The organism is Microbacterium sp., from assembly GCF_003248605.1.
In the GTDB taxonomy this organism is placed as follows: Bacteria; Actinomycetota; Actinomycetes; order Actinomycetales; family Microbacteriaceae; genus Microbacterium.
The window spans coordinates 13,538-36,211 of record NZ_QFPF01000015.1; the positions used below are offsets into that span (position 1 = coordinate 13,538).

A 22,674-nucleotide genomic window follows, 5' to 3' on the forward strand; every position below is an offset into this window, starting at 1 on the left:
CCCACGTAGACTGGGGCCATGCCCGCTTCGGAAACGCTCTCGCTCGACGCCGTCTCGGTGCTGCTGATCTGGACCGCCATCGCGATCTACGCCCTCGGCTTCGTGGCCTACGCGTTCGACCTCGCCCGGCGTGGTGCGGCGGCCGCTGAGGCGAAGGATGCCGAGGCCCTCGCCCCCGAGCGCGTGCTCGTCGGCGCGGGCGCCGTCTCCGGCGGCGCATCGGCGCCGGCCGACACCCTCGCCGCAGCTCCGGCGCGGCGCCCGCGGCAGGTGTGGGCGCGCATCGGCACATCGCTGACGGTGCTGGCGTTCCTGTTCCACCTGGCCGCGACCCTCACCCGCGGCATCGCGGCCGAGCGTGTGCCGTGGTCCAACATGTACGAGTTCGCGATGACGGGCACCCTGCTGATCATCGCCGTCTACCTCGCCGTGCTCCTGCGCTACGACCTCCGGTTCCTCGGCACCTTCATCACGGGCCTCGTCGCCGTGCTGCTCGGGGCCGCGACCCTCTCGTTCTACGTCGAGGTCGTGCCCCTGATGGATCCGCTCAAGTCGATCTGGCTCGTCATCCACGTCTTCGTCGCCTCGCTCGCGACGGCCTTCTTCGCGCTCGCGTTCGCGCTCTCGGTGCTTCAGCTCGCGCAGGCACGGCGCGAGGCGCGCCTCGCCTCAGCACCCGCGGCGGTTCCCGCGGCCGCCCCCTCGGGCCGGTTCCTGCGGACGATCCCCACCGCCGAGAGCCTCGAGAGCCTGGCTTACCGCTTCGCGATCATCGGGTTCATCTTCTGGACGTTCACGCTCATCGCGGGCTCGATCTGGGCGCAGGACGCGTGGGGCCGCTACTGGGGGTTCGACACCAAAGAGGTGTGGACCTTCGTGATCTGGGTGCTCTACGCCGGGTACATCCACGCCCGCGCGACCCGCGGCTGGCGCGGTACGCGGTCGGCGTGGCTGTCGATCGTCGGCTTCACCGCCGTCATGTTCAACTTCACGGTCGTGAACATGTTCTTCAAGGGCCTGCACGCCTACTCCGGCCTGAGCTGAGGCGCGACGGCGCGCTGCCGCCGCGCCCCGCGGAGTCAGGCGACGGATGCCGTCAGCAGTGCCCGCGCAGACGTGGTGCGCCTGCGCGCCACCGCCAGCGTCGTGGCCACCAGCGCGAGCAGGCCCCACACGATCAACGCGCCGACTCCCGCCGCGACGCCACCGCCGCCGATGAGGGCGCCGAGCATCGCGTGGTAGGCCGGTGAGGTCGGGACGAGGGTCGCGACCGAGGCGAGCACGCCCGGAACGGTCGAGACGATGCCGGTCGCCACGGCCAGCACACCCACGAGAGCGGCAACCCAGCGGCCGGCCCCGCCGAGCACCGCGACGAGCGCCTGATTGATCGCGGCGAACGCGACACCGGCGAGCACGCTGACCCCGGCGAACGACCACCACGCCCCCCACTCGTAGGAGGCCGCGATCTGCACGACGATCGCCACGAGCAGGCCCTGCCCGGCGCCGACGAGGGCGGCGGGGGTGAAGGCGCGCAGGGCGAGGAGGGCCGAGGGGCGACGGGAGGAGAGGGCTTTGGCGCTCGCCGCGCCCATCACGATGTAGGTCGCGAGCGATCCGAACCAGAGCACGAGCATGGCCAGGAGCGGGATCGCCGAGGCACCGAACAGCGACGAGCCGATGCCGTTCGCCTCGACCGGGTCGCTGACGACCTCGGCGAGGGTCTGCGCCTCGCTGTCGCTGTACGAGGGCAGGGCGGTGGATGCCTCGGCGAGGCCGTCGGCGAGCGACGCCGTGCCCGTGGCGAGCTCACCGACGCCGGTGGCGAGTGTCGCCGTGCCCGTCTCGAGTTCCGTGAGTCCCGCGCCCAGCTGCGCGGCGCCGGACTGCAGCCCGGCGGCGCCGGAGGCGGACTGGTCGACGCCCGCCGCGAGCTGGTCGAGACCACCCGCGAGCTCGCCGACGCCCGAGCCGAGCGCGCGGAACTGGCCCGCGATCTCGCCCGGGAGCGCCGCCGCGAGCTGGTCGAGCCCGACGGCGGTGTACGAGGCCTGGGTCGCGGCGCCCTCCATGGTGCGGGCGGCCTCCGACGCGGATGCGACCTGCGTGCCGAGCGCGGCGCAGAACTCCTCCGAGCCGCCCTCGTCCACGCAGGTGGCGGAGAGATCGGCGAGTCCCTGTGCGAGGGCACTGGACTGCTGCGCGGCCGCCGTCGCAGCGGTCTGCGTGCCGGTGGCGAGTTCGAGCAGCTGCGCGGGCACGAGGCCCTGCGCCTCGATCTGGGCGGCGCCGGCGTTCGCGCCGTCGGCGATCTGCTGGGCGCCGTCGCCGGCCCCGCGGGTCTCGTCGGCGATCGTCGCGAGTCCGCCGGCGAGCTGGCCGGCGCCGGAGGCGAGCTCGGTGGCCCCCTCACCGAGCGCCGCGACCCCGCCCGGCAGTTCGGCAGCCCCGTCCGCGGCCTGCTGGGCGCCGTCGGCGAGGTCGGAGGCGCCGCGCGCGGCCTCGCCGAGCTGGTCGCCGAGGGTCGTGAACCCCACGAACACGTTCTCGAGAGTGAGCGTCGAGAGCTGCTCGCCGAGCACGGAGGCCGCGGTCTGCGTGATCTGCGCGGTGATGGCGTCGTCGACGATGAGGGCGTCGGGAGGCGTGGTGACCTCGATGACGGCGCGCGAGGGGGCGGATGCCCCCTCGACCTGCGAGAGGGAGGTGCCCGAGGACGTCGCGGCGGCGGAGAAGTTCTCGGGAATCGTCACGACGGCCTGGTAGGTGCCGTCGGCGAGACCCGCGGCGGCGTCGTCGGCGTTGGAGAGCACCCAGTTCAGGTTGGAGGCGACGTCGTCGGACCCCTCGACCAGACCGGCGGTCAGCTGGCGCCCGAGCGGCGTCGTCTGGCCGTCGATCGTGACGGGTTCGTCCTCGTTCACGATCGCGGCCGTCATCGCATCGAGGCGTTCGGTGGGGTCGTAGAGGGCAGTGACGAGGATCGCCCCGAGCACGGCGGGCAGCAGCAGCACACCGATGACGGTGAGCCAGGTGACGGGTCGGCGCGTGCGCGCTCGTTCGATGGGGAGGGTCATGCGTGCACCTCGGTCTCGGTCGAGGGAGAAAGGGGAAGAGGGGATGCCGGCGCCGACGCCGCGGAGAGCGACAGGCCGCGGACGCCGGGGCGGCGCGCCTCGGCCAGGAGGGCCAGCGCGACGGGCTCGCGGCGGGCAGAGACGAGGACGGTCAGCTCGCCCCCGCGCGCCGCCACCCGCTCTCCGGCATCGCGCAGCAGTGCCGCGGCCTCGTCGCGCGCGGCGGGATCGGCGACGCGATCGAGTCCGTCGACCACCACCGTGCGCGGGGGGCCTGCGAGCGCGCGGCGCAGGTCGTCGAGCGGGTCGTCGGCGTCGCTGAGCAGGGCGACGCCGACGTGGGCGCGCACCCACGCGGAGCGCCCGGGCAACAGGTGGCCGGCGACCTTGAGCAGACCCGCGGTGGGGGTGACGCGGCCGGCGACGGCGAGGAGCAGGGCCCGCGCGGCGCGCGGGTCGGGGGCGGTCACGACGAGGGTCTCGCCGGGCTCGACGCGCACGCTCACCTCGGCGAACACGGTGACGTCCTCCTCGGTGAGCGCGAGGCCTTCGGCCGCGACGACGGCGGTCGTCCGGGGCTCCGGCCAGTCCGCGTACTCGAGCTCGCGGCGCACGGCGTCGCCCTCGACGTCGAAGGAAGGCAGCATCCGATCCAGCCACCGCGGGATCCACCACGCCTTCTCGCCCAGAAGCGCCATGAGCGCGGGGATGAGGGTCATGCGCACGAGGAAGGCGTCGACGGCGATGCCCACCGCAAGGCCCAGGGCGATCGGCTTGATCGATGAGTCGCCCTCGGGCACGAACGCGGCGAAGACCGCGAACATGATCAGAGCGGCGGCGGTGACCACGCGCGCCGAGGCGGTGAAGCCCGAACGCACGGCGGCGACCGCTCCGGCACGGGTCTTGTCGATCCCGTGGACGAAGTCCTCGCGCATGCGGGTGACGAGGAAGACCTGATAGTCCATCGCGAGCCCGAACAGCACCCCCATGAGCACGATCGGCATGAAGCTGATCACGGGCCCGACCTTGGTCACGTGCAGGAGATCGGCGAACCAGCCCCACTCGAACACGGCCGCGACGACACCGAAGGCCGCGGCGACCGAGAGGAGGTAGCCGAGGGCCGCCGTGAGGGGCACCGCGATCGAGCGGAAGACGATCATCAGTAGCACGAACGAGAGGCCCACGACGAAGATCGCGAACGGAACCAGGGACTGCCCCAGCCGGTCCGAGATGTCGATGGCGACGGCGGTGAACCCCGTGACCTTCAGGTCGACGCCGTACTCGTCGAGAAGCCGGTCGTGCTCGGCGCGCAGATCGCGCACGAGCTGCGCTGTCTCGGGGGAGTCGGGGGCGGTCTCGGGGATGATCTGGATGATGCCGGTGTCGGCGGTCTCGTTCGGGGTGGCGAGGGCGATCTCGCGCACGCCCGGCACCTGCTCGATCTCGGCGGCGAGGTCCTCCATCAGCCCCAGCGGATCGGTCGATGTCACGATCGTCCCGGTCATGATGAGCGGCCCGTTGAATCCGGGGCCGAACTCCTCGGCGACCAGGTCGTAGTTCTGCCGGGCCTGGGAGTCCTCGGGCAGCATGCCCGCGTTCGGCAGAGCTAGGGCGAGGCTGCCCGCGGGGATCGCGAGCACGCCCAGCCCGACGACGACGGCCATGGTCGTGACGAGGGGGCGCTTGGTGACCCCGCCGACCCACCGTGCGGCGAAGCCGGGTCGGGGCGTCTTCGCGGCACGGGGCCGCGGCATCCTGCCCATCGCCTTGCCCTTGACGAAGCCGAGCATGGCGGGGGTGAGGGTGACGGCGACGAGGACGGCGATGGCGACTGCCGCCGCGGCCGCGATTCCCATCGTCGTCAGGAACGGGATGTTGGCGAACGACAGGCCGATGAGGGCGATCAGCACGGTGACGCCGGCGAACACGACCGCGGAGCCCGCGGTGCCCGTGGCCCGGGCCGCCGATTCCTCCGGATCCACGCCCTCCCGCACCTGGTCCTGATGCCGTGCGGCGATGAAGAGGGCGTAGTCGATGCCGACCGCGAGTCCCAGCATGAGCGCCAGCAGAGGGGTCGTCGACGAGATCGGCGCCACCAGCGTCGCGACGAAGATCCCCGCCATCGACAGGCCGACCCCGATGATCGCGGTCAGCAGGGGCAGCCCCGCCATGACGAAGGAGCGGAAGGTGACGATCAGCACGAGCAGGGCGATGATCAGGCCGACGGCCTCGGTGATGGTGACTCCCGGCACCGACTGCGAGAACAGGTCGCCGCCGAGGGCGACCTCGCTGCCCTCGGGCAGCTCGGCGCCGAGCTCGTCGGTGAGCGCCGTCAGGGCGTCGCGCGACTCGGCGGGAACGTCGGTGGCCTGTCCATCGAACTGCAGGCGTACGAGCGCGGCGGAGGCGTCTTCGGTGACGAGGCCCGAGACCATCTCGTCGAAGGGGTCGGTGACGGCGAGCACTCCCTCGAGCGCCTCGATGTCGGCGATCGATCCGGCGATGGCCGAGGAGTAGGGCTCCTCGTCGACCCGATCGCCCTCCGCCGCGACGACGATGTACTGCGCGCTCGTGCCGCTGGCCTGCGGGAACGTGCGGTTCAGCTGCTCGATGCCCTCCTGCGCCTCGGTGCCGGGGATCGAGAAGGAGTTGTCGGTGCCCTGGTTCAGGAACAGCGCCCCCGCGCCGGTCAGCCCGAGCAGCAGCAGCCAGGCCACCAGCACGCGACCGCCGTGACGGTACGACCAGCGGCCGAGGGCGTAGAGCAGTGTGGACACGGTGCCTCCAGAACTACGGACGGACGAGTTCGATACGGCGTTGTATCCGATACATAGGTGTATCGTAGGGACGGCTACGCACCCGAACCTGAGTAGTCCGTGTGAACACGTCGAAAGGACGGCGAATGAGCGAGTCCGCCACCCCGACGACCCGTCGTCGCGAGACTACCCGTCAGAGGCTGCTGGATGCTGCCGCCCAGGTGTTCGCCGAGGTCGGTCTGGATGCCGCGTCGGTCGAGGCGGTGTGCGAGCGGGCGGGGTTCACCCGCGGCGCGTTCTACTCCAACTTCGAGTCCAAGGACGAGCTGTTCCTCGAGCTGTCGGCGAGGGTCGCGCGCGAGCGCGTCGATGCGGTCACGGCGCGTGTGGCCGCGCTCGAGGGGGAGGGCAGGTTCGACGTCGCCCCCGGCAGCGCCGTGCAGCTCGTGCAGCAGGTCATGGACGTCTCATCGGATGACCGCCTCGGTGTGCTGCTGATGGCCGAGATCCGCATCCACGCGCTGCGCGACCCGCAGCTTGCGACCGCCTACCTCGCGCAGGAGGCCGAGGTGCTCGTGAGCATCGCCCAGATCATCGACGACATCTCCCGCGCGAAGGATCTCGAGCTGCGGCTGCCTGCCCAGGAGGCGGCGCGCATCATGATGACGGTGTTCGAGTCGTGCTCGGTCCGCGCGGTCATGGCCGGTGCCGACGCCGACGAGATCCGCCGACGCACGAGCGAGGAGCTCGGGCGCGCGACGGCCCTCATCATCTCGGCGCGTCCGTCCGGGCGCTGAGCACGGCGTAGCAGCGCTCGAGGCGCTGCAGCCACCACTCCCGTCGCTCGGGTGATGCGGCACGCGCCGCGAGCGCGTCGGCGTCGGGCACGACGCGCCGCGCGGGGATCGCGCCGAAGGAGGGCGTCAGCGGGGGCTCGCACACGTCGGCGGCGAACAGGACCGAGGTGCCGAGACCGCAGTCGTAGTCGAGCTGCGGGAGGGCCGCGGCGAGCGCTGCGCCCATCGACAGTCCGACCGACGTGTCCAGCGCGCTCGAGACGACGGCGGGCAGCCCCGCCTCCTCGACGATCCGCCGCGCGCGGCGCACGCCGCCCAGCGGCTGGGCCTTGATCACGAGGATGTCGGCGGCCCCCGCTCGTGCGACCGCGAGGGGATCCGTGGCGCGGCGCACGCTCTCGTCGGCGGCGATGGGGATGTCGAGGTAGCCGATGCGGCGGCGCAGCTCGGCCAGCTCGTCGACCGACGCGCAAGGCTGCTCGATGTATTCGAGGTCGCAGTCGGCGAGCACGTGCACGGCGTGCTCGGCCTCGTCGAGGTTCCATGCCCCGTTGGCGTCGACTCGGATGCGCCCCTCCGGGCCCATCTCGCGACGCACCGCGCGCACGCGGGCGACGTCATCGGCGAGCGTCTGTCCCGGTTCCGCGACCTTCACCTTGGCCGTGCGGCAGCCCTCGAAGCGAGCGAGGATCTCGGGCACGGACTCGGCCGGCACCGCCGGGACGGTGGCGTTCACGCGGATCTCGTGCCGCACGGCGGGAGGCTGCGGCATCCACCCGAAATCGATCGCGGCGGACAGCCACGTCGCCGCCTCGTCGTCGTCGTACTCGGCGAAGGGGGAGAACTCGCTCCAGCCGCCCGGGCCCGACAGCAGCAGCGCCTCGCGTGTGTCGACCCCGCGGAACCGGGTGCGCATCGGCAGCGCCACCACCCGCGCTCCCTCGCGCAGCTCGTCGAACGGGGGCAGGGGCGCGGCATCGTCGGTCACGCTGTCCATCCTGCCCCGGTCGTAGGCTGACCGCATGCTTCTCGAGACTCCCGTCATGCTCGGCGTGCAGCTGCAGCCCCAGCACACCTCCTACGAGCTCATCCGCGAGGCCGTCGTCCGCGCCGAGGGGATGGGGGTGGACATCCTGTTCAACTGGGACCACTTCTTCCCGCTCTCCGGCGACCCCGACGGCCTGCACTTCGAATCCTGGACCGAGCTGGCGGCCTGGGCCGAGCAGACCGAGCGGGTGCAGTTCGGCGCCCTGGTCAACTGCAACAGCTACCGCAACCCCGACCTGCAGGCCGACATGGCGCGCACCATCGACCACATCAGCGCGAAGGGCGGCGAGGGCCGGTTCATCTTCGGCACCGGATCGGGCTGGTTTCAGCGCGACTACGACGAGTACGGGTACGAGTTCGGCACCGCGGGATCGCGACTGAACGATCTGGCCGACGGGCTCGAGCGCATCCGCGCGCGCTGGGGCGTCCTCAACCCGCCCCCCACGCGCGAGATCCCCGTCCTCATCGGCGGCGCGGGTGAGCAGAAGACCCTGCGCATCGTCGCGCGGCACGCGGACTACTGGCACAGCTTCACCACCTCCGAGGGGCTCGCGCACAAGATCTCGGTGATCGAGGAGTGGGCCGCGCGGGACGGCGGCGACGTGAGCCGCCTGATCGTCTCGAACGAGCTCGACCGGCGCAGCAACGATGAGGTCGACGCGCTCTTCGCGGGCGGCGTGCGGCTGTTCACGCTGGCGCTGCGCGGCCCCGACTTCGACTGGGCGCTCGTCGAACGCTGGCTGCGCTGGCGCGACGAGCGCAACACGGCGGGTGCCTAGGCTGGGATCCATGGTCTCCGAGCTCTTCGACGCCGACGCCTGGGCTCCGGCCCCCGGCGCCGACGACTACACCGACATCACGGCGCACCTCTCGCCCGACGGCCGGATCGCCCGCATCGCGTTCGATCGTCCCGAGGTGCGCAACGCGTTCCGCCCGCACACCGTCGACGAGCTCTACGACGCCCTCGACCGCGTACGCCAGAACCCGCGGGTCGGCGTCGTCCTGCTCACCGGCAACGGCCCGAGCCCGAAGGACGGCGGATGGGCGTTCTGCTCCGGCGGCGACCAGCGCATCCGGGGACGGTCGGGCTACGAGTACGCCCCTTCGACGAGCTCAGGGGCCGAGTCGGTCGCCGAGTCGGTCGAAGCGCCCGCGCGCGCCGGCCGTCTGCACATCCTCGAGGTCCAGCGCCTCATCCGCTTCATGCCCAAGGTCGTCATCGGCGTGATCCCGGGGTGGGCCGCAGGCGGGGGGCACAGCCTGCACGTCGTGTGCGATCTGTCGATCGCGAGCGCCGAGCACGGCCGGTTCAAGCAGACCGATGCCGACGTCGGGTCGTTCGACGCCGGATACGGCAGCGCGTATTTCGCCCGCCAGATCGGGCAGAAGTTTGCGCGGGAGGTCTTCTTTCTCGCCGAGGAGTACTCGGCACAGCGCGCGTACGAGATGGGCGCCGTCAACCGGGTCGTGCCGCACGCCGAGCTCGAGCGCGAGGCGATCGACATGGCGCGCACGATCCTCACGAAATCCCCGACCGCGATCCGCATGCTCAAGTTCGCCTTCAACGCCGTCGACGACGGCATGGTCGGTCAGCAGGTCTTCGCGGGCGAGGCGACGCGTCTGGCCTACGGCACCGACGAGGCGGTCGAGGGGCGCGACTCGTTCCTCGAGAAGCGCGATCCCGACTGGTCGCCCTACCCGTGGCACTACTGACGCCCGTTCCGGGGGACCCCGCCGACCCGTCGGCGCTGCAGGCGGCGCTGATCCGGGCGATGGATGGCGCCGGTCCGCCGGTCGTCGTCGGCACCGACCCCGCGCGGATCGGCGCCCGCGACATCCCGCCCGGCACCGCTCTCGTCCTCGCCACGAGCGGTTCCACGGGCATCCCCAAACGCGTCGCGCTGACGGCGGACGCGTTGAGTGCGAGCGCACGGGCCACCGCCGGCCGGATCGGGGCGGGAGCGTGGGTGCTCGCGCTGCCGGCATCCCGGATCGCCGGCATCCAGGTGCTCGTGCGCGCCGCCCTCGCGGGTGCCCCCGTCGCCACCGTCGACCGGACCGGAGGTGCCGCGTTCGAGGCGGCGACGCGGCGGCTGCCGGGCGGCATCCCCGCCTTCACCTCCCTCGTGCCGGCACAGGTGCGGGGACTCCTCGAGACCGCCCCCGAGGCGCTCGCGCGCTTCGACGCGGTGCTCGTGGGCGGGCAGCAGACCCCGCCCGACCTTCTCGAGCGGGCGGCGGCCCGCGGGGTGCGACTCGTGCGCACCTACGGCTCCACCGAGACCGCGGGTGGCTGTGTGTACGACGGCACGCCTCTCGACGGCGTGCGTCTGCGCATCCGCTCCGGTGAGGTGCTGATCACGGGCCCCGTGCTCGCGACCGCATACGTCGACGATCCGGCCGGGTCCGCGCGGGCTTTCCCGACGCTCGACGACGAGCGCTGGTACCGCACCGGCGACCTCGGCTCCGTCGACGGCGGGATGCTGCGCATCACGGGCCGAGCCGACAACGTCATCGTCTCGGGCGGCGTGAACATCAGCCTCGACCTCGTCGAGTCCGCGGTGCACACGGTGCCCGCACTGCGCGATGCCGTCGTGATCGGGGTCGCAGACGAGACATGGGGGGAGGCATCCGTCGTCGTGACGGCGGAGGGAGCGGCGCACGACCTCGCCGACGCCCGCGCCGCCGTGCAGAGCGCCCTCGGCGCGCCGGCGCGCCCGCGGGAGATCGTGCGGGTCGATGCGTTGCCGTTGCTGGCCTCCGGCAAACCCGATCGGGTGGCCCTGCGCGAGCGATTCGGCGGTCGCCGCCTAGGATGATCCCTCGTGGCAGGATCACCCGCGAAGAACCGCAAGAACCCCGGCAGCCGTAAGCGCACGGGCGGGCACCCCGCGGGTCGCCGTCCGGCCAAGACGGCGGTGCGGGTCACCCCCGCCACCGCGCGCGACTGGATCGGCGCGGCGCGGCTGCGCACCCTTCCGCTCGGGGTCGCACCCGTCGTCGTCGGCACGGCCGCGGCCGTGCTCGCAACGGGCGTGTTCCACTGGGTGATCGCGCTCGCCTGCCTCGCCGTGGCTGTCTGTCTGCAGATCGGCGTCAACTACGCCAACGACTACAGCGACGGCATCCGCGGCACCGATGACCACCGCGTCGGTCCCGCCCGCCTGACCGCCTCGCGCAAGGCGTCGCCTCGCGCGGTGCTGACGGTCTCGCTCACGTTCTTCGCGCTCGCCGCGCTCGCCGGCCTCGCCATCGTCATCCGCACCCAGCAGTGGTGGCTGCTGCTGGTCGGCGCGCTCTGCATCGTCGCGGGGTGGCTGTACACGGGCGGCAAGCGGCCCTACGGATACATGGCGCTCGGCGAGGTGTTCGTGTTCGTCTTCTTCGGCCTCGTGGCGACCCTCGGCACCACCTGGGTGCAGGCGCTCGCGCTGCCCCAGGAGTCCTGGTTCGCGGCGGTCGCGATGGGGCTGCTCGCCTGCGCGGTTCTGCTGGCGAACAACCTCCGCGACATCGACCAGGACCGCGCGGCCGGCAAGCGCACGCTCAGCGTGCTGATCGGACGTCGCGCCACGCAGGTGGTGTTCACCCTGTTCGTGCTCGCGCCGTTCGGGATCGCGGGATTCCTCGCGCTGTTCTACCCCGTGGCCTGGTTGACGCTGCTCGCCCTGCTCGCGGGGCTTCCGGCGATCCTGATCGTGTGGTCGTACCGCGCGCCGCGCGAGCTCGTCACCGCGCTCGCCCTGACCTCGCTGACCTCACTCGTCTACGCGGGGCTGCTGGCCTGGGCGCTCGTCGCCTGAGCGGCGCGGGGCCTCGGTCGCGGCATCCTCGACGTCTTCGTCCTGCGATGCGGTGGACTCCGACCTCCGGCGCTGCCGTTTCGCGGCCAGCTCGCCCGTCACGGCGTCGAGCGGCCTGCGCAGGAAGATCATCGACAGGCTCAGCCCGATGAGGGCGGCGAAGATCACAGCCAGCAGCCAGTTGTCGCGGAAGATCGGCAGCAGCATCATGAGGCCGAGCGGGACGAGGAAGGCCAGCAGCCGCAGCACGGTGTAGACGAGGACGGGCGGCAGGTTCACCCCTTCATTTTAGGCGCCGCACGCGCACGGCCCCTTCTCACCCGGGGACGCCTAGGATGGGCAGATGCCCCGCGTCCTGCTGATCCTGGCGGTGCTGGCGTTGGCGTTCTACGTCGTCAGCATCGTGGACTGCGCCGTGCAGCCGCCTTCGCGTCACCGCGGCGTGTCGAAGGGCGTGTGGCTCGCGATCATCGTGCTGCTGCCGGTCATCGGTGGCCTGCTGTGGTTCATCATCGGCCGTGGACGCAAGCAGGGCGCCGCCACCCGCCGGGCACCCGACGACGATCCGGACTTCTTGGGCAAGATCGGCACGATCTCGGATCAGGACGAGCGCATCCGCCGTCTCGAAGAGGAGCTCGCCCAGCTCGACGCCGAGGCCGACGACCCGCGCGACGCCCGCGCCGGCACGACGCCGGCCCCCGACGCCGAACCCGACGAGACCCCTGACCCCGACGGCGACGACCCCCGCGGTCCCCGCCGCGGCGCCATCGGCTGACGTGTCGGTCGTCGGCGGCGATCGGCCGCTCTCCGAGGCGAGCCCCGCCACGTGCGCCGCGGCCGCCCTGCTCGATGAGCTCGTCCGGCTCGGGCTCACCGACGTCGTACTCAGCCCCGGCTCGCGTTCGCAGGCGCTCGCGCTCGCGGCCGCCGACCTCGAGCGGCGCGGCGAGATCGCGCTGCACGTGCGCGTCGACGAGCGGGTGGCGGGCTTCACGGCTCTGGGCCTCGCGCGCGAGTCCCAGCGGCCCGTCGCCGTCGTGTGCACCTCCGGCACCGCCGTCGCCAACCTGATGCCCGCGGCCGCCGAAGCCCACCACGCCGGGGTGCCTCTGCTGCTGCTCAGCGCCGATCGCCCGCCCGAGCTGCGCGGCGTCGGTGCCAACCAGACCACCCGCCAGCCCGGCATGTTCGGACCCTGGACGCGGTTCGCGCTCGACGCACCCGTGCCCGAGGCCGACGAGGGCGACGCCCTGGCCGCGCAGACGGCGACCTTCCGTGCCATCGCCGTCGACGCCTACGTCGCGGCGGCCGGGGCGGGCTCCCGCTCCGCGGGTCCCGCCCACATCAATCTGCCCCTGCGCGAGCCGCTCGCGGGCGCGCTGCCGGATTGGTTCACCGCGCCCCGGCGCACCACCCCCGACGTCGTGGTCGACCCCGACGAGGGCTCCGGCGCTCTCTATCAGGGCGGCGGAGGAATCGGGGACGCGGATGTCGCCGACCCGCTCGAGCCCGACCCGTTCGTGCTCGAGCGGGGCCCGCGCACCGTCGTGATCGCGGGAGCCGATGCCGGGCCCGACGCCGAACTGCTCGCGCACCGGGGATCGTGGCCCCTCATCGCCGAGATCGTCAGCGGCGCGCGCTTCGGTCGCCTCGTCGTGCACGGATACCGGCGGCTGCTGGGCGATGCCGAGCTCGGCGGGCGCATCGAGCGTGCGATCGTCTTCGGCCGCCCGACGCTCAGCCGCGAGGTGGTGGCCGTGCTCTCGCGCGCCGACGTGCAGGTCATCGCCGTGCGCGGTCCCGGCGAGCGGCTGAACCTCAACGGCGTCACCGAGTCGGTGGATGCCGTCACCGCTGCCGCGGGGGATCCCGATCGCGACTGGCTCGGCGCCTGGATGAGCGCGTCGCGGGCGGGGATGGTCGATCTTGCGCCGGCCGCGCCGGATGTCGAGGGGCTGTCCTCGACCGATCCCGCCGAGCGTCTGCGCGCGGTGGATGCCGAGCTCGACGCCGTCCGCCGGCCGCTGGATCGCCCGGGCCTGGTCGACGCGGTCTGGCGTGCGAGCTGGCCGCACGATCGCCTGATGTTCGGCTCGTCGCGGCTGGTGCGCGTGGCCGACCAGCTGCTGCCGGGAAAGAAGGTGCCGGTACACGCCAATCGCGGCGTGGCGGGCATCGACGGCACGGTCGCAACCGCGATCGGCATCGCCCTCGCGAGCCAGCGCGACGGCCGGCCGGGTGTCACCCGCGTCGTGCTCGGCGACCTGGCGCTGCTGCACGACGTCGGCGCGATGCTGCTGCCCCCCGCCGAGGCCGAACCCCGGGTGCAGGTCATCGTCGGCAACGACGGCGGCGGCACCATCTTCGACGGGCTCGAGGTGGCCGCGCTCGCGGAGGCGAGCGTGCTCGATCGCGTGATGTACACGCCCCACGACGTGCGCCTCGAGCATCTGGCGCTCGCGTACGGATGGGAGTATCACCGGGTCACCACGCGCGCGGCGCTCGACCAGCTGCTGACGGCTCCCGTCGGCGGCCGGCAGCTCATCGAGGTGCCGCTGCCGCGCTGAGGGGCTCGTGCGGCAGGATGAGCGCATGATCGCCAAGAGCCAGCACAACTGGAGCGCCGACCCCGCCACCGTCCTGAGAGCGGGCGCGGGCTTCGTGCTCTCGGGCCGGGACCCGCAGTCCACGCCGGGGTACGAGGGCATGAAGGACGGCGGGCAGGCGGATCTCGCGTCCGGGCTGCTGGCGCTCGGCGAGTACCAGGAGCGGCTGTTCGCCGCCAGCCGCGGCGGCGCGCCCGACGCCGTCCTGCTCGTGCTGCAGGCGATGGATACCGCGGGCAAGGGCGGCATCGTCCGCCACGTCGTCGGCGGCGTCGATCCGCAGGGGGTACAGCTGGCCGCCTTCAAGAAGCCCACACCGGAGGAGCTCGAGCACGACTTCCTCTGGCGCGTGGAGAGGCGCGTGCCCGAGCCCGGCATGATCGGCGTGTTCGACCGCTCGCACTACGAGGACGTGCTCATCGGGCGGGTGCGCCACCTCGCCGATGAGGACGAGATCGAGGGCCGCTACGACGCCATCAACGCCTTCGAGGCGCAGCTCGTGGGCCGAGGCATCCGCATCGTCAAGGTGATGCTGCACATCTCCTACGAGGAGCAGGCGGCGCGTCTGCGGGAGCGGCTCGATCGTCCCGACAAGCACTGGAAGTACAACCCGGGCGACGTCGACGAGCGCGTGCGCTGGCCGCACTACATGTCGGCGTACCAGAGCGTCTTCGAGCGCACGTCGACAGACATCGCGCCGTGGTTCGTCGTGCCGGCCGACCGCAAGTGGTACTCGCGACTGGCGGTGCAGGCGCTGCTGCTCGACGCGCTCGAATCCATCGACCCGCAGTGGCCGGCCGCCGACTACGACATCGAGGCCGAGAAGAGGCGCCTCGCGGCGACGTAGCCCGCGGGCCTGCTCAGGCGAGCGCGTCGACGATCGGGCGGAACTTCACCCTCGTCTCGAGCAGCTCGGACTCGGGGTCGCTGCCGGAGACGATGCCGGCGCCCGCGTGGGCGTGCACCGGCCGTGTTCCCTCCGCATCGCTCTCGCCGAACTGCGCGCACCGCAGGGCGATCGCCCACTCGCCGTCTCCGGACGCGTCGATCCACCCGACGGGACCGGCGTACCGGCCGCGGTCGAAGGGCTCGAGGCGCGCGATCGCCGCCAGCGCTGCGGGAGTGGGGCTGCCGGCGACCGCCGCCGTCGGATGCAGCGCCCCGACGAGGTCGAGGGCCGAGGCGCCGTGCGAGAGTTCGCCCTCGATGTCGGTCGCCAGGTGCCAGACGTTGGGCAGCTTGAGCGTGAAGGGCGTCTCTCCCGAGGCGAGCGCGCTCGTGTGGGGCCGCAGCGCCGCGAGCACGCTGCGCACGGCGTATTGATGCTCGTCCTGGTCCTTCGCGCTCGTGGCGAGATCGAGGGAGGCCCGGATGTCGGTGTCGGCGTCTGCGCCGCGCGAGGCCGTCCCCGCCAGCACGCGGGCGGTGACGGTGCCGCCGGCGACGGTCACGAGGGTCTCGGGACTCGCCCCGATGAGCCCGTCGACCGCGAAGGTCCAGACATCGGGATACCCGCCCGCGAGGGCGCGGACGAGGCGGCGCAGGTCGGCGCCGGCGGGCACGGTGCCCTCGAGATCGCGCGCGAGCACGACCTTGGCGACCTCTCCCGCGCGGATCGCGCCGAGCGCCCCGCGCACGGCGCGCTGGTACCCCGGAGCATCGAGCGTGCCCGGCCCGAGGGTCGCCGACCAGTACTCGCCCCATGGCCGCGGCTGCGGGTCCGTCGCGTCCGCGTCGGGGCGACGGACCGTCGTGATCCACGAGCGGCCGTCCCGGCGTCCGACGATGACCTCGGGCACGATGATCGTGCTCGTGGATGCCGAGCCGTCGGCGAAGGCGAGCGCGCCGAAACCGACGAGGCCGGTGCCCGGAAGTCCCACCTCGTCGTGCACGTCCGCGGCCGCGGCGAGAGCGCGCCACGCCTCGGCGAGGGCCGCGGAGCGCGTGCCGCTGTCGGGTTCGGGGCGACGCCCCCCGACCTCGAGGGCCGCGAGCATGCCGATGCCCACGAATCCGTCGCCGCGGCGCTGCCAGACCAGGGGATCGGCGGGGCTGGCGTAGGCCAGGATGTCTTCGATCGGGTCGACCTCGCGGGTGTGGACCACGAGCCGGCGCACACGGGGCGGGGCGGGCGGGGTCACCTCTCCAGCCTAGACTCGCACCGTGATGGCTCGGCCCGCCGTGGGAACGCGGCTCTTCTTCCGCTGGCGCAAGTGGGACGGCGGCGTGCACTGGCTGCACGAGTGCGTGTACCTCGGCGCCGATGCGCACGGCGACTGGTTCGGGCAGCGCGCGGGCTGGCGGAGTGTGCGGCCCGGTCGGGACGTGGTCGCCCCGCACGACAACGTCACGCTGCTGCCGCCCGCGGGCGATCACGCCCTGACGATGAACGCACCCCCGCACCGCACCCGCGTCTACATCGATCTCGCCTGGGACGTGCGCTGGGCGCCCGTGGCCTCCGGCATGGGGGAGTACGAGCCCTCGGGCATCGACATGGACCTCGACGTCGTCGACCACGCGGAGCGCGGCATCTGGATCGACGACATCGACGAGTGGGAGGAGCACCGCGTGCGCTACGGGTATCCGCTCGACATCGTCGAAGCCCTCGAGCGCCGCGCCGCCGATCTCGAGCGGCGCGTCCGCGACCACGAGGCGCCCTACGACCCTGCGACGGCCGCGCGGTGGCTGGCAGCCCTCGCCGCCCTCGAAGATCGCGCGCCTAGACTCGACGGGTGATGACCGACCAGCCGAACCGCGCCGATCTCGGCAAGGACCCGTCGCGTGTGAGCGGCATGTTCGACACCGTCGCCACCCGGTACGACACGACGAACACCGTGCTGAGCCTGGGCAACGATCAGCTGTGGCGGATCGCCACGACTCGAGCGGTCGACCCGCGTCCCGGCATGAGCATCCTCGATCTCGCCGCGGGGACGGGGGCATCGTCGGTCGCCCTCGCCCGCAGTGGCGCGCGGGTGACCGCCGCCGACTTCTCGCCGGGGATGATCGCCGAGGGCAGGCGGCGTCACGGCGGCATCCCGAATCTGTCGTTCACCCAGGCCGACGCGACGGCACTGCCCTTCGGCGACGACGAGTTCGACGTCGTGACGATGTCGTTCGGGCTGCGCAACGTGATCGATCCGAAGAAGGCGCTCGCCGAACTGCTGCGGGTGACCAAACCCGGCGGGCGCCTGGTGGTCTGCGAGTTCTCGCACCCCCCTCAGCCGGCCTTCGCGAAGCTCTACGGCTTCTACAACGAACGGGTGCTGCCGCTGGTCGCGCGGGTCGTGAGCTCGAACGCCGACGCGTACCAGTACCTGAACGAATCGATCAAGGACTGGCCCGACCAGCGCACACTCTCGGCGTGGATCCGCCAGGCCGGGTGGTCGGCCGTCGCGCACCGCAACCTCTCGTTCGGAATCGTCGCCCTGCACCGCGCGGTGAAACCCGCCGGTAGGCTGGACGGGTGACCCCGAGCCCCTCTGCGCCGGGCTCGCACCTGGCGAGCCGACTCGGTCTGACCGAGCGCGTCTTCGCGGGTCCGCGCGCCCGCAAGCTCCTCTCGCGCGTCGAGGACGGCCTCGAGGCGGTCGAGGCCGCGCTCGCCGACGAACTGCGCGTCTCGGACGCGCTCGCCTACACCACCAGCCGGTATCTCTACGAGGCCGGCGGCAAGCGCATCCGTCCGATGCTCACCCTGCTGACCTCGCAGCTCGGCGACGGGGCGACCGTGCGGGTCGTGGAGGGCGCCGTGGCGCTCGAGATGACACACCTCGGTTCGCTCTACCACGACGATGTGATGGACGGTGCGGACGTGCGCCGCGGGGTGCCGAGTGCACACGCGGTCTGGGGCAACAACGTCGCGATCCTCACGGGCGACCTGCTCTTCTCCCGTGCGAGCCAGATCATGGCGCGGCACGGCGAGCGCGCCATCCAGCTGCAGGCCGACACGTTCGAGCGGCTCGTGCTCGGCCAGATGCACGAGACCGTGGGCGCCCAGGCGGGCGATGACCCGGTCGCGTTCTACCTGCAGGTGCTCGCCGACAAGACCGGCTCGCTCATCGCCGCGGCCGCCCAGACCGGTGTCGTCTTCTCGGGCGGCCCCGCCGAGTTCGAAGAGCCGATGCGCGTGTTCGGCGAGAAGATCGGCGTCGCGTTCCAGCTGCTCGACGACGTCATCGACCTCTCGGCCGACGCAGACGAGACGGGCAAGGTGCCCGGCACCGATCTGCGCGCCGGCGTTCCGACCATGCCCTACCTGCTCCTCGGCGAGCGCGAGGACTCGGCATCCATCGCCCTGCGCACCCGCATCGACGAGGGCGTCGCCCGCATCGCCGACGGCGCCGATCCCGCCATCCTCGACGACGATCTCGCACAGCTGCGCGAACACGACGCCACCGCGGCGACGCTGCGCCTCGCGCACGAGTGGTCAGACCATGCGGTCGCCGCCCTCACGCCCCTGCCGAGCGGTCCGGTTCGCGAGGCGCTCACCCGATTCGCCGAGGTCGTCGTCGACCGCAGCAGCTGAGCCTTCGACAGGCTCAGGGCGCGACCCCGCGCCGCTCGATCCGAAAGGAATCCTCCGTGACCAGACTGAGGCTGGCCATCGTCGGCGCCGGACCCGCGGGCATCTACGCCGCCGACATCCTGCTCAAGGCCGAGCGCAAATTCGACGTGTCGATCGACCTGTTCGAGCAGCTGCCCGCTCCCTACGGTCTGGTGCGCTACGGCGTGGCCCCCGATCACCCGCGCATCAAGGGCATCATCACGGCGCTGCGCGAAGTGCTCGACCGCGGTGACATCCGGATCTTCGGCAACGTGCGCTTCGGCGAGGACATCACCCTCGAGGATCTGAAGCAGCACTATCACGCCGTCATCTTCGCCACCGGCGCGGTGCGCGACACCGATCTGCGCATCCCTGGGATCGACGCCGAGGGCTCCTACGGTGCGGCCGACTTCGTCAGCTGGTTCGACGGACACCCCGACGTGCCGCGCACCTGGCCGCTCACCGCGGAATCGGTGGCGGTGATCGGCAACGGCAACGTCGCCCTCGACATCTCGCGCATGCTCGCCAAACACGCCGACGACCTGCTGCCCACCGAGGTTCCCGACAACGTCTACCAGGGCCTGAAGGCATCGCCGGTCACCGACGTGCACGTCTTCGGCCGTCGCGGCCCCGCGCAGGTCAAGTTCACCCCCCTCGAGCTGCGGGAGCTCGGCGAACTGCGCGATGTCGACATGGTCGTCTACGACGAGGATTTCGACTACGACGAGGCTTCCAAGGCCGCGATCGCGAGCAACAAGCAGGTCATGGTCATCGACCGCGTGCTGCAGTCGTGGCGCGCCAGGGACTCGGTCAACAACACCGGCGGCACAGCATCCCGTCGTCTGCACCTGCACTTCTGGGCGAAGCCGGTGGAGGTCACGAAGGATGCCGAGGGTCGGGTGTCGTCGTTCGTGTACGAGCGCACGCGGCCCGACGGCGAGGGCGGGGTCACCGGCACCGGCGAGCTGCGCGAGGTGCCCATCCAGGCGATCTACCGTGCCGTCGGCTACTTCGGGTCGCCGTTGCCCGGGGTGCCGTTCGACAAGCGGCACGGCGTCATCCCCAACCACGAGGGCCAGGTGCTGCGCAAGGACTCCAACGAGCGCGTGCCCGGCGTCTACGCGACGGGCTGGATCAAGCGGGGCCCGGTGGGACTGATCGGACACACCAAGTCCGACGCGATGGAGACCGTGCGGCACCTGATCAACGACCAGGGGTCGTGGTGGCAGCCCGAGGATCCGTCGGAGCCGGCGATCCCCGAGCTGCTGGCCTCGCGCGGCATCGCGTGGACCGACCTCGAGGGCTGGCACCGCCTCGACGAGCACGAGGTCGCGCTGGGCGCGCCGCACGAGCGCGCCCGCATCAAGGTCGTCCCGCGCGACGAGATGGTGCGCGTCTCGCGGGGCGAGTGAGGCGGGTTAGCCTGGCGGTGTGAACCGCGAGACCTGGATCCCCGACATCCTCGGGACCGGGTTCGAGCAGCGGATGCTGCCTCTCGGCACCGATGACGAGGGCGATGTCGTCGCGACCCTCGTGCGGGCGCTGCCGGGGCGCGGGCGTCTCGGGGCCGTGTTCGGCGACCGGCGCCCGCTCGCCGACGTCGACGTGCTGTACGTGCACGGGTGGTCGGACTACTTCTTCCAGCGACGGCTGGGGCGGTACTTCACGGAACGGGGTGCGCGCTTCTTCGCGCTCGATCTGCGCAAGTACGGCCGGTCGCTGCGGCCGGGACAGACGCCGGGGTACGTCAACGATCTCGCCGTCTACGACGCCGACATCGCCGCCGGGTTGACGGCGATGGGGCGCGGGATGGAGCCCGGGCCGACGGCGCGTCGCCTGGTGCTGCTCGGGCATTCCACGGGCGGGCTCATCCTCAGTCTGTGGGCGCACCGGCACCCCGGCGTGGCGTCGGCGGTGATCCTGAACAGCCCATGGCTGGAGTTCCAGCTGAGCGGCATCACCCGGGCGGCCGTCGCGCCCCTCGTGGGGCTGCAGGCGCGGATGCGGCCCCTGGATGTCGCCCCGCAGGTCGATCTCGGCTTCTACTCGCGCGCGCAAGCCGAGGCGGCGGATCCCGACGATCCCGTCGAGGTGAATCCGCAGTGGCGGCCGGAGCACTCGATGCCGGTGCACGCGGGCTGGCTGAACGCGGTGCTCCTCGGCCACGCCCAGGTCGCGGCGGGCCTCGCGATCGAGGCGCCCGTGTGCGTGCTGCTCTCGGCGCGCAGCGCCGTTCCGACACGGTGGTCGGACGAGCTCACGCGTGCCGATTCGGTGCTCGTGGTCGACGACATCGCACGGGCGGCGCTGCGTCTGGGCCCGTCGGTCACGGTGGAGCGGATCACGGGGGCGCTGCACGATGTGTTCCTCTCGCGGCCCGAGCCTCGGCGGCAGGCGTACGCCCGTCTGGACCGCTGGGTGTCCGGTTTCGTGGCCCGGCGCTGACGGCTTGCACGGGCGCGGGGCGATACGTTGGGCGTCATGAGCATGGATCCGGCGCCCGCAGCCACCGTCGCGCGTCGGTGGGGTCTCGCGAGCGTCATCACGATGGCCGTCGGGCTGCTGCCGAGCGTGATCGTGCTGCTGCTCGCGGTGACCGTCTCGCCCGAGGCGCCGTGGCTGTTCTTCTTCACCTTCCCGATGGCGATGATGTTCGCGGTGATCGCGGGTCTGCTGGGCGTGGTGGGGCTGTTCTTCGCCGTGCGCCGAGGTGCGGGCTTCGGCTGGCCCGTCGGAGGTCTCGTCTTCGCCCTGCTCGTCGTGCTCGGGATCGTCGGGCTGTTCGCCGGCTGGTTCGGCTGAGCGCTGCGCTCAGCCCACGGCCGGATTCGCCGGTGCGATGGTGGTGCGCGCCATCATCGTGGTGGGGTCGTCGAGGGCCGCGAAGCCGTACTGAGCATAGAGTCCGTGCGCATCGCCGGTGGCGAGCAGAATCCGCTTCAGACCGAGCGGCTCGAGGTCGGCTACGACGCCGGCGATGAGCTGCTTGCCGACGCCCGTTCCCCGCACCCGCGGGGATACGAAGACGTCACACAGCCACGCGAAGGTCGCTGCGTCCGTGACGACACGGGCATACGCGACCTGTTCGCCTGAGTCGCGCTCGAAGACGCCGTAGTTGCGCGAGGCGTCGATCGCAGCATCCTGAACCTCACGCGTACGTCCGAGAGCCCAGTAGGCCTGCTCGCTGAGCCAGCCGTGAACGCGGGCGCGGTCGATGGCGGCTCGGGAGTCGGAGAACACGTACCCGGCCGCCACGACGCGGCTCAGCGGTAGTTGATGAACTGGAGGTCGACGTCGAGGTCGGCGGCCTTGAGTACGCGGATGACCTCTTGCAGGTCGTCGCGGCTCTTGGACTGCACGCGCAGCTCGTCTCCCTGGATCTGCGACTTGACCGACTTGGGCCCCTCGTCGCGGATGATCTTGCCGATCTTCTTGGCGTTCTCCTGCGAGATGCCGTCCTTGATGGAGGAGACGATGCGGTACTCCTTGCCGCTGGCGAACGGTTCGCCCGAGTCGAGGCTCTTCAGCGAGATGCCCCGCTTGATGAGCTTCGACTGGAACACATCGAGCACCGCCTTGGCGCGCTCCTCGCTGCTCGCCTTGATGAGCACCTGCTCACCCGACCATTCGATCGAGGCGCCCGTGCCCTTGAAGTCGTAGCGCTGCTCGATCTCTTTGCGGGCCTGGTTGAGGGCGTTCTCGGCCTCCTGGTGGTCGACTTTGCTGACGATGTCGAAGCTCGAGTCGTTTGCCATTCTGCAATTCTAGCCAGTGGCGTTCAGTGCGACGCGGGCGGCGTGACCGCTAGCGTGCTATACAGGGTAGCGTGTTAAACATGAGTCACGACGTCGGCGCACAAATGCGTAAGGGCGTGGTCGAGTACTGCGTGCTCGCCCTCCTGGCGCGCGAACCGATGTATGGCTGGCAGCTCAACGAGTCGCTCACCCAGGCCGGGCCGGCCGTGCAGAGACGGCTCACCGCGATGAGCAGCTCCTCGGCGTCGAGGTCGGGACTGATCTCCCCGGCTGCCGCTGCCGCGTCGAGCAAC

22 protein-coding genes and 1 pseudogene are annotated in these 22,674 nt (G+C 71.9%); 16 read left to right on the forward strand and 7 right to left on the reverse strand.

Annotated features, from left to right (window positions below; genetic code table 11):
* Positions 1-18: 18 nt before the first annotated feature.
* Positions 19-1,044, forward strand: a complete 1,026-nt coding sequence (gene ccsB / locus DI573_RS03995) for a c-type cytochrome biogenesis protein CcsB (protein WP_292810900.1) — start codon at positions 19-21, stop codon at positions 1,042-1,044.
* Between the two features lie 35 nt (positions 1,045-1,079).
* On the opposite strand, the gene DI573_RS04000 is transcribed toward ccsB, so the two are convergent.
* Positions 1,080-3,074 carry a YhgE/Pip family protein gene (locus DI573_RS04000; protein ID WP_292810902.1) on the reverse strand — a complete coding sequence of 665 codons (1,995 nt, stop codon included), beginning with the start codon at positions 3,072-3,074 and terminating at the stop codon, positions 1,080-1,082.
* Complete coding sequence (locus tag DI573_RS04005) at positions 3,071-5,851, reverse strand: MMPL family transporter (protein WP_292810903.1); 2,781 nt, start codon at positions 5,849-5,851, stop codon at positions 3,071-3,073. The genes DI573_RS04000 and DI573_RS04005 overlap by 4 nt, the downstream gene beginning before the upstream one ends.
* A 125-nt stretch (positions 5,852-5,976) precedes the next feature.
* Here DI573_RS04005 and DI573_RS04010 point away from each other — a divergent pair, with 125 nt between their 5' ends.
* Positions 5,977-6,627, forward strand: coding sequence for a TetR/AcrR family transcriptional regulator (locus tag DI573_RS04010; protein ID WP_292810905.1), 651 nt, complete (start codon positions 5,977-5,979; stop codon positions 6,625-6,627).
* On the opposite strand, the gene DI573_RS04015 is transcribed toward DI573_RS04010, so the two are convergent.
* On the reverse strand, positions 6,599-7,615 hold the full coding sequence (locus DI573_RS04015; protein ID WP_292810908.1) for an o-succinylbenzoate synthase: 1,017 nt from the start codon (positions 7,613-7,615) through the stop codon (positions 6,599-6,601). The genes DI573_RS04010 and DI573_RS04015 overlap by 29 nt on opposite strands.
* A 34-nt stretch (positions 7,616-7,649) precedes the next feature.
* Here DI573_RS04015 and DI573_RS04020 point away from each other — a divergent pair, with 34 nt between their 5' ends.
* From DI573_RS04020 to DI573_RS04035, 4 genes are read left to right on the forward strand one after another with little or no spacing between them, the layout of a single operon-like run.
* Positions 7,650-8,453: an LLM class F420-dependent oxidoreductase gene (locus DI573_RS04020; RefSeq protein ID WP_292810910.1), complete on the forward strand. Its 804-nt coding sequence runs from the start codon at positions 7,650-7,652 to the stop codon at positions 8,451-8,453.
* Positions 8,454-8,463: 10 nt separating this feature from the next.
* Entirely contained in the window at positions 8,464-9,387 is a 924-nt protein-coding gene (locus DI573_RS04025; protein ID WP_292810912.1) for a 1,4-dihydroxy-2-naphthoyl-CoA synthase, read from the forward strand.
* Positions 9,375-10,493, forward strand: a complete 1,119-nt coding sequence (locus DI573_RS04030; RefSeq protein ID WP_363331334.1) for an AMP-binding protein — start codon at positions 9,375-9,377, stop codon at positions 10,491-10,493. The genes DI573_RS04025 and DI573_RS04030 overlap by 13 nt, the downstream gene beginning before the upstream one ends.
* Before the next feature lie 6 nt (positions 10,494-10,499).
* Positions 10,500-11,477, forward strand: a complete 978-nt coding sequence (locus DI573_RS04035) for a 1,4-dihydroxy-2-naphthoate polyprenyltransferase (protein WP_292810914.1) — start codon at positions 10,500-10,502, stop codon at positions 11,475-11,477.
* Here the strand turns inward: DI573_RS04035 and DI573_RS04040 are convergent.
* Positions 11,433-11,756: a DUF4229 domain-containing protein gene (locus DI573_RS04040; protein WP_292810916.1), complete on the reverse strand. Its 324-nt coding sequence runs from the start codon at positions 11,754-11,756 to the stop codon at positions 11,433-11,435. The genes DI573_RS04035 and DI573_RS04040 overlap by 45 nt on opposite strands.
* Positions 11,757-11,820: 64 nt before the next feature.
* On the opposite strand from DI573_RS04040, the gene DI573_RS04045 reads away from it, so the two are divergent.
* The 3 genes from DI573_RS04045 to DI573_RS04055 are packed head-to-tail and all read left to right on the forward strand — an operon-like array spanning position 11,821 to position 14,930.
* Positions 11,821-12,252: a PLD nuclease N-terminal domain-containing protein gene (locus tag DI573_RS04045; protein WP_292810919.1), complete on the forward strand. Its 432-nt coding sequence runs from the start codon at positions 11,821-11,823 to the stop codon at positions 12,250-12,252.
* 1 nt (position 12,253) lies between these two features.
* Positions 12,254-14,044 carry a 2-succinyl-5-enolpyruvyl-6-hydroxy-3-cyclohexene-1-carboxylic-acid synthase gene (menD, locus tag DI573_RS04050; protein ID WP_292810921.1) on the forward strand — a complete coding sequence of 597 codons (1,791 nt, stop codon included), beginning with the start codon at positions 12,254-12,256 and terminating at the stop codon, positions 14,042-14,044.
* Between the two features lie 25 nt (positions 14,045-14,069).
* Positions 14,070-14,930: a PPK2 family polyphosphate kinase gene (locus tag DI573_RS04055; protein ID WP_292810923.1), complete on the forward strand. Its 861-nt coding sequence runs from the start codon at positions 14,070-14,072 to the stop codon at positions 14,928-14,930.
* Between the two features lie 13 nt (positions 14,931-14,943).
* Here the strand turns inward: DI573_RS04055 and DI573_RS04060 are convergent, their stop codons facing one another.
* On the reverse strand, positions 14,944-16,224 hold the full coding sequence (locus DI573_RS04060; protein ID WP_292810925.1) for an isochorismate synthase: 1,281 nt from the start codon (positions 16,222-16,224) through the stop codon (positions 14,944-14,946).
* 25 nt (positions 16,225-16,249) lie between these two features.
* Between DI573_RS04060 and DI573_RS04065 the strand changes: the two genes are divergently transcribed.
* The 6 genes from DI573_RS04065 to DI573_RS04090 all read left to right on the forward strand — a co-directional run bounded on the left by DI573_RS04065 (position 16,250) and on the right by DI573_RS04090 (position 21,428).
* Positions 16,250-16,819 (forward strand): hypothetical protein, encoded by a 570-nt coding sequence (locus DI573_RS04065; protein ID WP_363331335.1) that lies wholly within the window; start codon positions 16,250-16,252, stop codon positions 16,817-16,819.
* On the forward strand, positions 16,819-17,550 hold the full coding sequence (ubiE, locus tag DI573_RS04070) for a bifunctional demethylmenaquinone methyltransferase/2-methoxy-6-polyprenyl-1,4-benzoquinol methylase UbiE (RefSeq protein ID WP_292810930.1): 732 nt from the start codon (positions 16,819-16,821) through the stop codon (positions 17,548-17,550). The genes DI573_RS04065 and ubiE overlap by 1 nt, the downstream gene beginning before the upstream one ends.
* On the forward strand, positions 17,547-18,608 hold the full coding sequence (locus tag DI573_RS04075; protein ID WP_292810932.1) for a polyprenyl synthetase family protein: 1,062 nt from the start codon (positions 17,547-17,549) through the stop codon (positions 18,606-18,608). Before ubiE ends, DI573_RS04075 begins: the two co-directional genes overlap by 4 nt.
* Before the next feature lie 56 nt (positions 18,609-18,664).
* A complete protein-coding gene (locus DI573_RS04080) occupies positions 18,665-20,038 on the forward strand; it encodes an FAD-dependent oxidoreductase (protein WP_292810934.1) in 1,374 nt (457 codons plus the stop codon).
* A gap of 73 nt (positions 20,039-20,111) precedes the next feature.
* Positions 20,112-21,071 (forward strand): alpha/beta hydrolase, encoded by a 960-nt coding sequence (locus tag DI573_RS04085; RefSeq protein WP_292810945.1) that lies wholly within the window; start codon positions 20,112-20,114, stop codon positions 21,069-21,071.
* Positions 21,072-21,107: 36 nt separating this feature from the next.
* Positions 21,108-21,428, forward strand: coding sequence for a hypothetical protein (locus tag DI573_RS04090; protein ID WP_292810936.1), 321 nt, complete (start codon positions 21,108-21,110; stop codon positions 21,426-21,428).
* Positions 21,429-21,437: 9 nt separating this feature from the next.
* On the opposite strand, the gene DI573_RS04095 is transcribed toward DI573_RS04090, so the two are convergent.
* Entirely contained in the window at positions 21,438-21,881 is a 444-nt protein-coding gene (locus DI573_RS04095; protein ID WP_292810938.1) for a GNAT family N-acetyltransferase, read from the reverse strand.
* A gap of 8 nt (positions 21,882-21,889) precedes the next feature.
* Positions 21,890-22,381 carry a YajQ family cyclic di-GMP-binding protein gene (locus tag DI573_RS04100; protein WP_292810941.1) on the reverse strand — a complete coding sequence of 164 codons (492 nt, stop codon included), beginning with the start codon at positions 22,379-22,381 and terminating at the stop codon, positions 21,890-21,892.
* 80 nt (positions 22,382-22,461) lie between these two features.
* Here DI573_RS04100 and DI573_RS04105 point away from each other — a divergent pair.
* Positions 22,462-22,674 (forward strand): annotated as a pseudogene (locus DI573_RS04105) (hypothetical protein); the annotation flags it as partial.

Excerpts from the sequence above, each read along its gene's own strand:
- ccsB (WP_292810900.1), top strand. The coding sequence starts at position 19 with ATGCCCGCTTCGGAAACGCTCTCGCTCGACGCCGTCTCGGTGCTGCTG.
- DI573_RS04000 (WP_292810902.1), bottom strand. The coding sequence starts at position 3,074 with ATGACCCTCCCCATCGAACGAGCGCGCACGCGCCGACCCGTCACCTGG.
- DI573_RS04010 (WP_292810905.1), top strand. The coding sequence starts at position 5,977 with ATGAGCGAGTCCGCCACCCCGACGACCCGTCGTCGCGAGACTACCCGT.
- DI573_RS04020 (WP_292810910.1), top strand. The coding sequence starts at position 7,650 with ATGCTTCTCGAGACTCCCGTCATGCTCGGCGTGCAGCTGCAGCCCCAG.
- DI573_RS04025 (WP_292810912.1), top strand. The coding sequence starts at position 8,464 with ATGGTCTCCGAGCTCTTCGACGCCGACGCCTGGGCTCCGGCCCCCGGC.
- DI573_RS04045 (WP_292810919.1), top strand. The coding sequence starts at position 11,821 with ATGCCCCGCGTCCTGCTGATCCTGGCGGTGCTGGCGTTGGCGTTCTAC.
- DI573_RS04055 (WP_292810923.1), top strand. The coding sequence starts at position 14,070 with ATGATCGCCAAGAGCCAGCACAACTGGAGCGCCGACCCCGCCACCGTC.
- DI573_RS04065 (WP_363331335.1), top strand. The coding sequence starts at position 16,250 with ATGGCTCGGCCCGCCGTGGGAACGCGGCTCTTCTTCCGCTGGCGCAAG.
- ubiE (WP_292810930.1), top strand. The coding sequence starts at position 16,819 with ATGACCGACCAGCCGAACCGCGCCGATCTCGGCAAGGACCCGTCGCGT.
- DI573_RS04085 (WP_292810945.1), top strand. The coding sequence starts at position 20,112 with ATGCTGCCTCTCGGCACCGATGACGAGGGCGATGTCGTCGCGACCCTC.
- DI573_RS04090 (WP_292810936.1), top strand. The coding sequence starts at position 21,108 with ATGAGCATGGATCCGGCGCCCGCAGCCACCGTCGCGCGTCGGTGGGGT.
- DI573_RS04100 (WP_292810941.1), bottom strand. The coding sequence starts at position 22,381 with ATGGCAAACGACTCGAGCTTCGACATCGTCAGCAAAGTCGACCACCAG.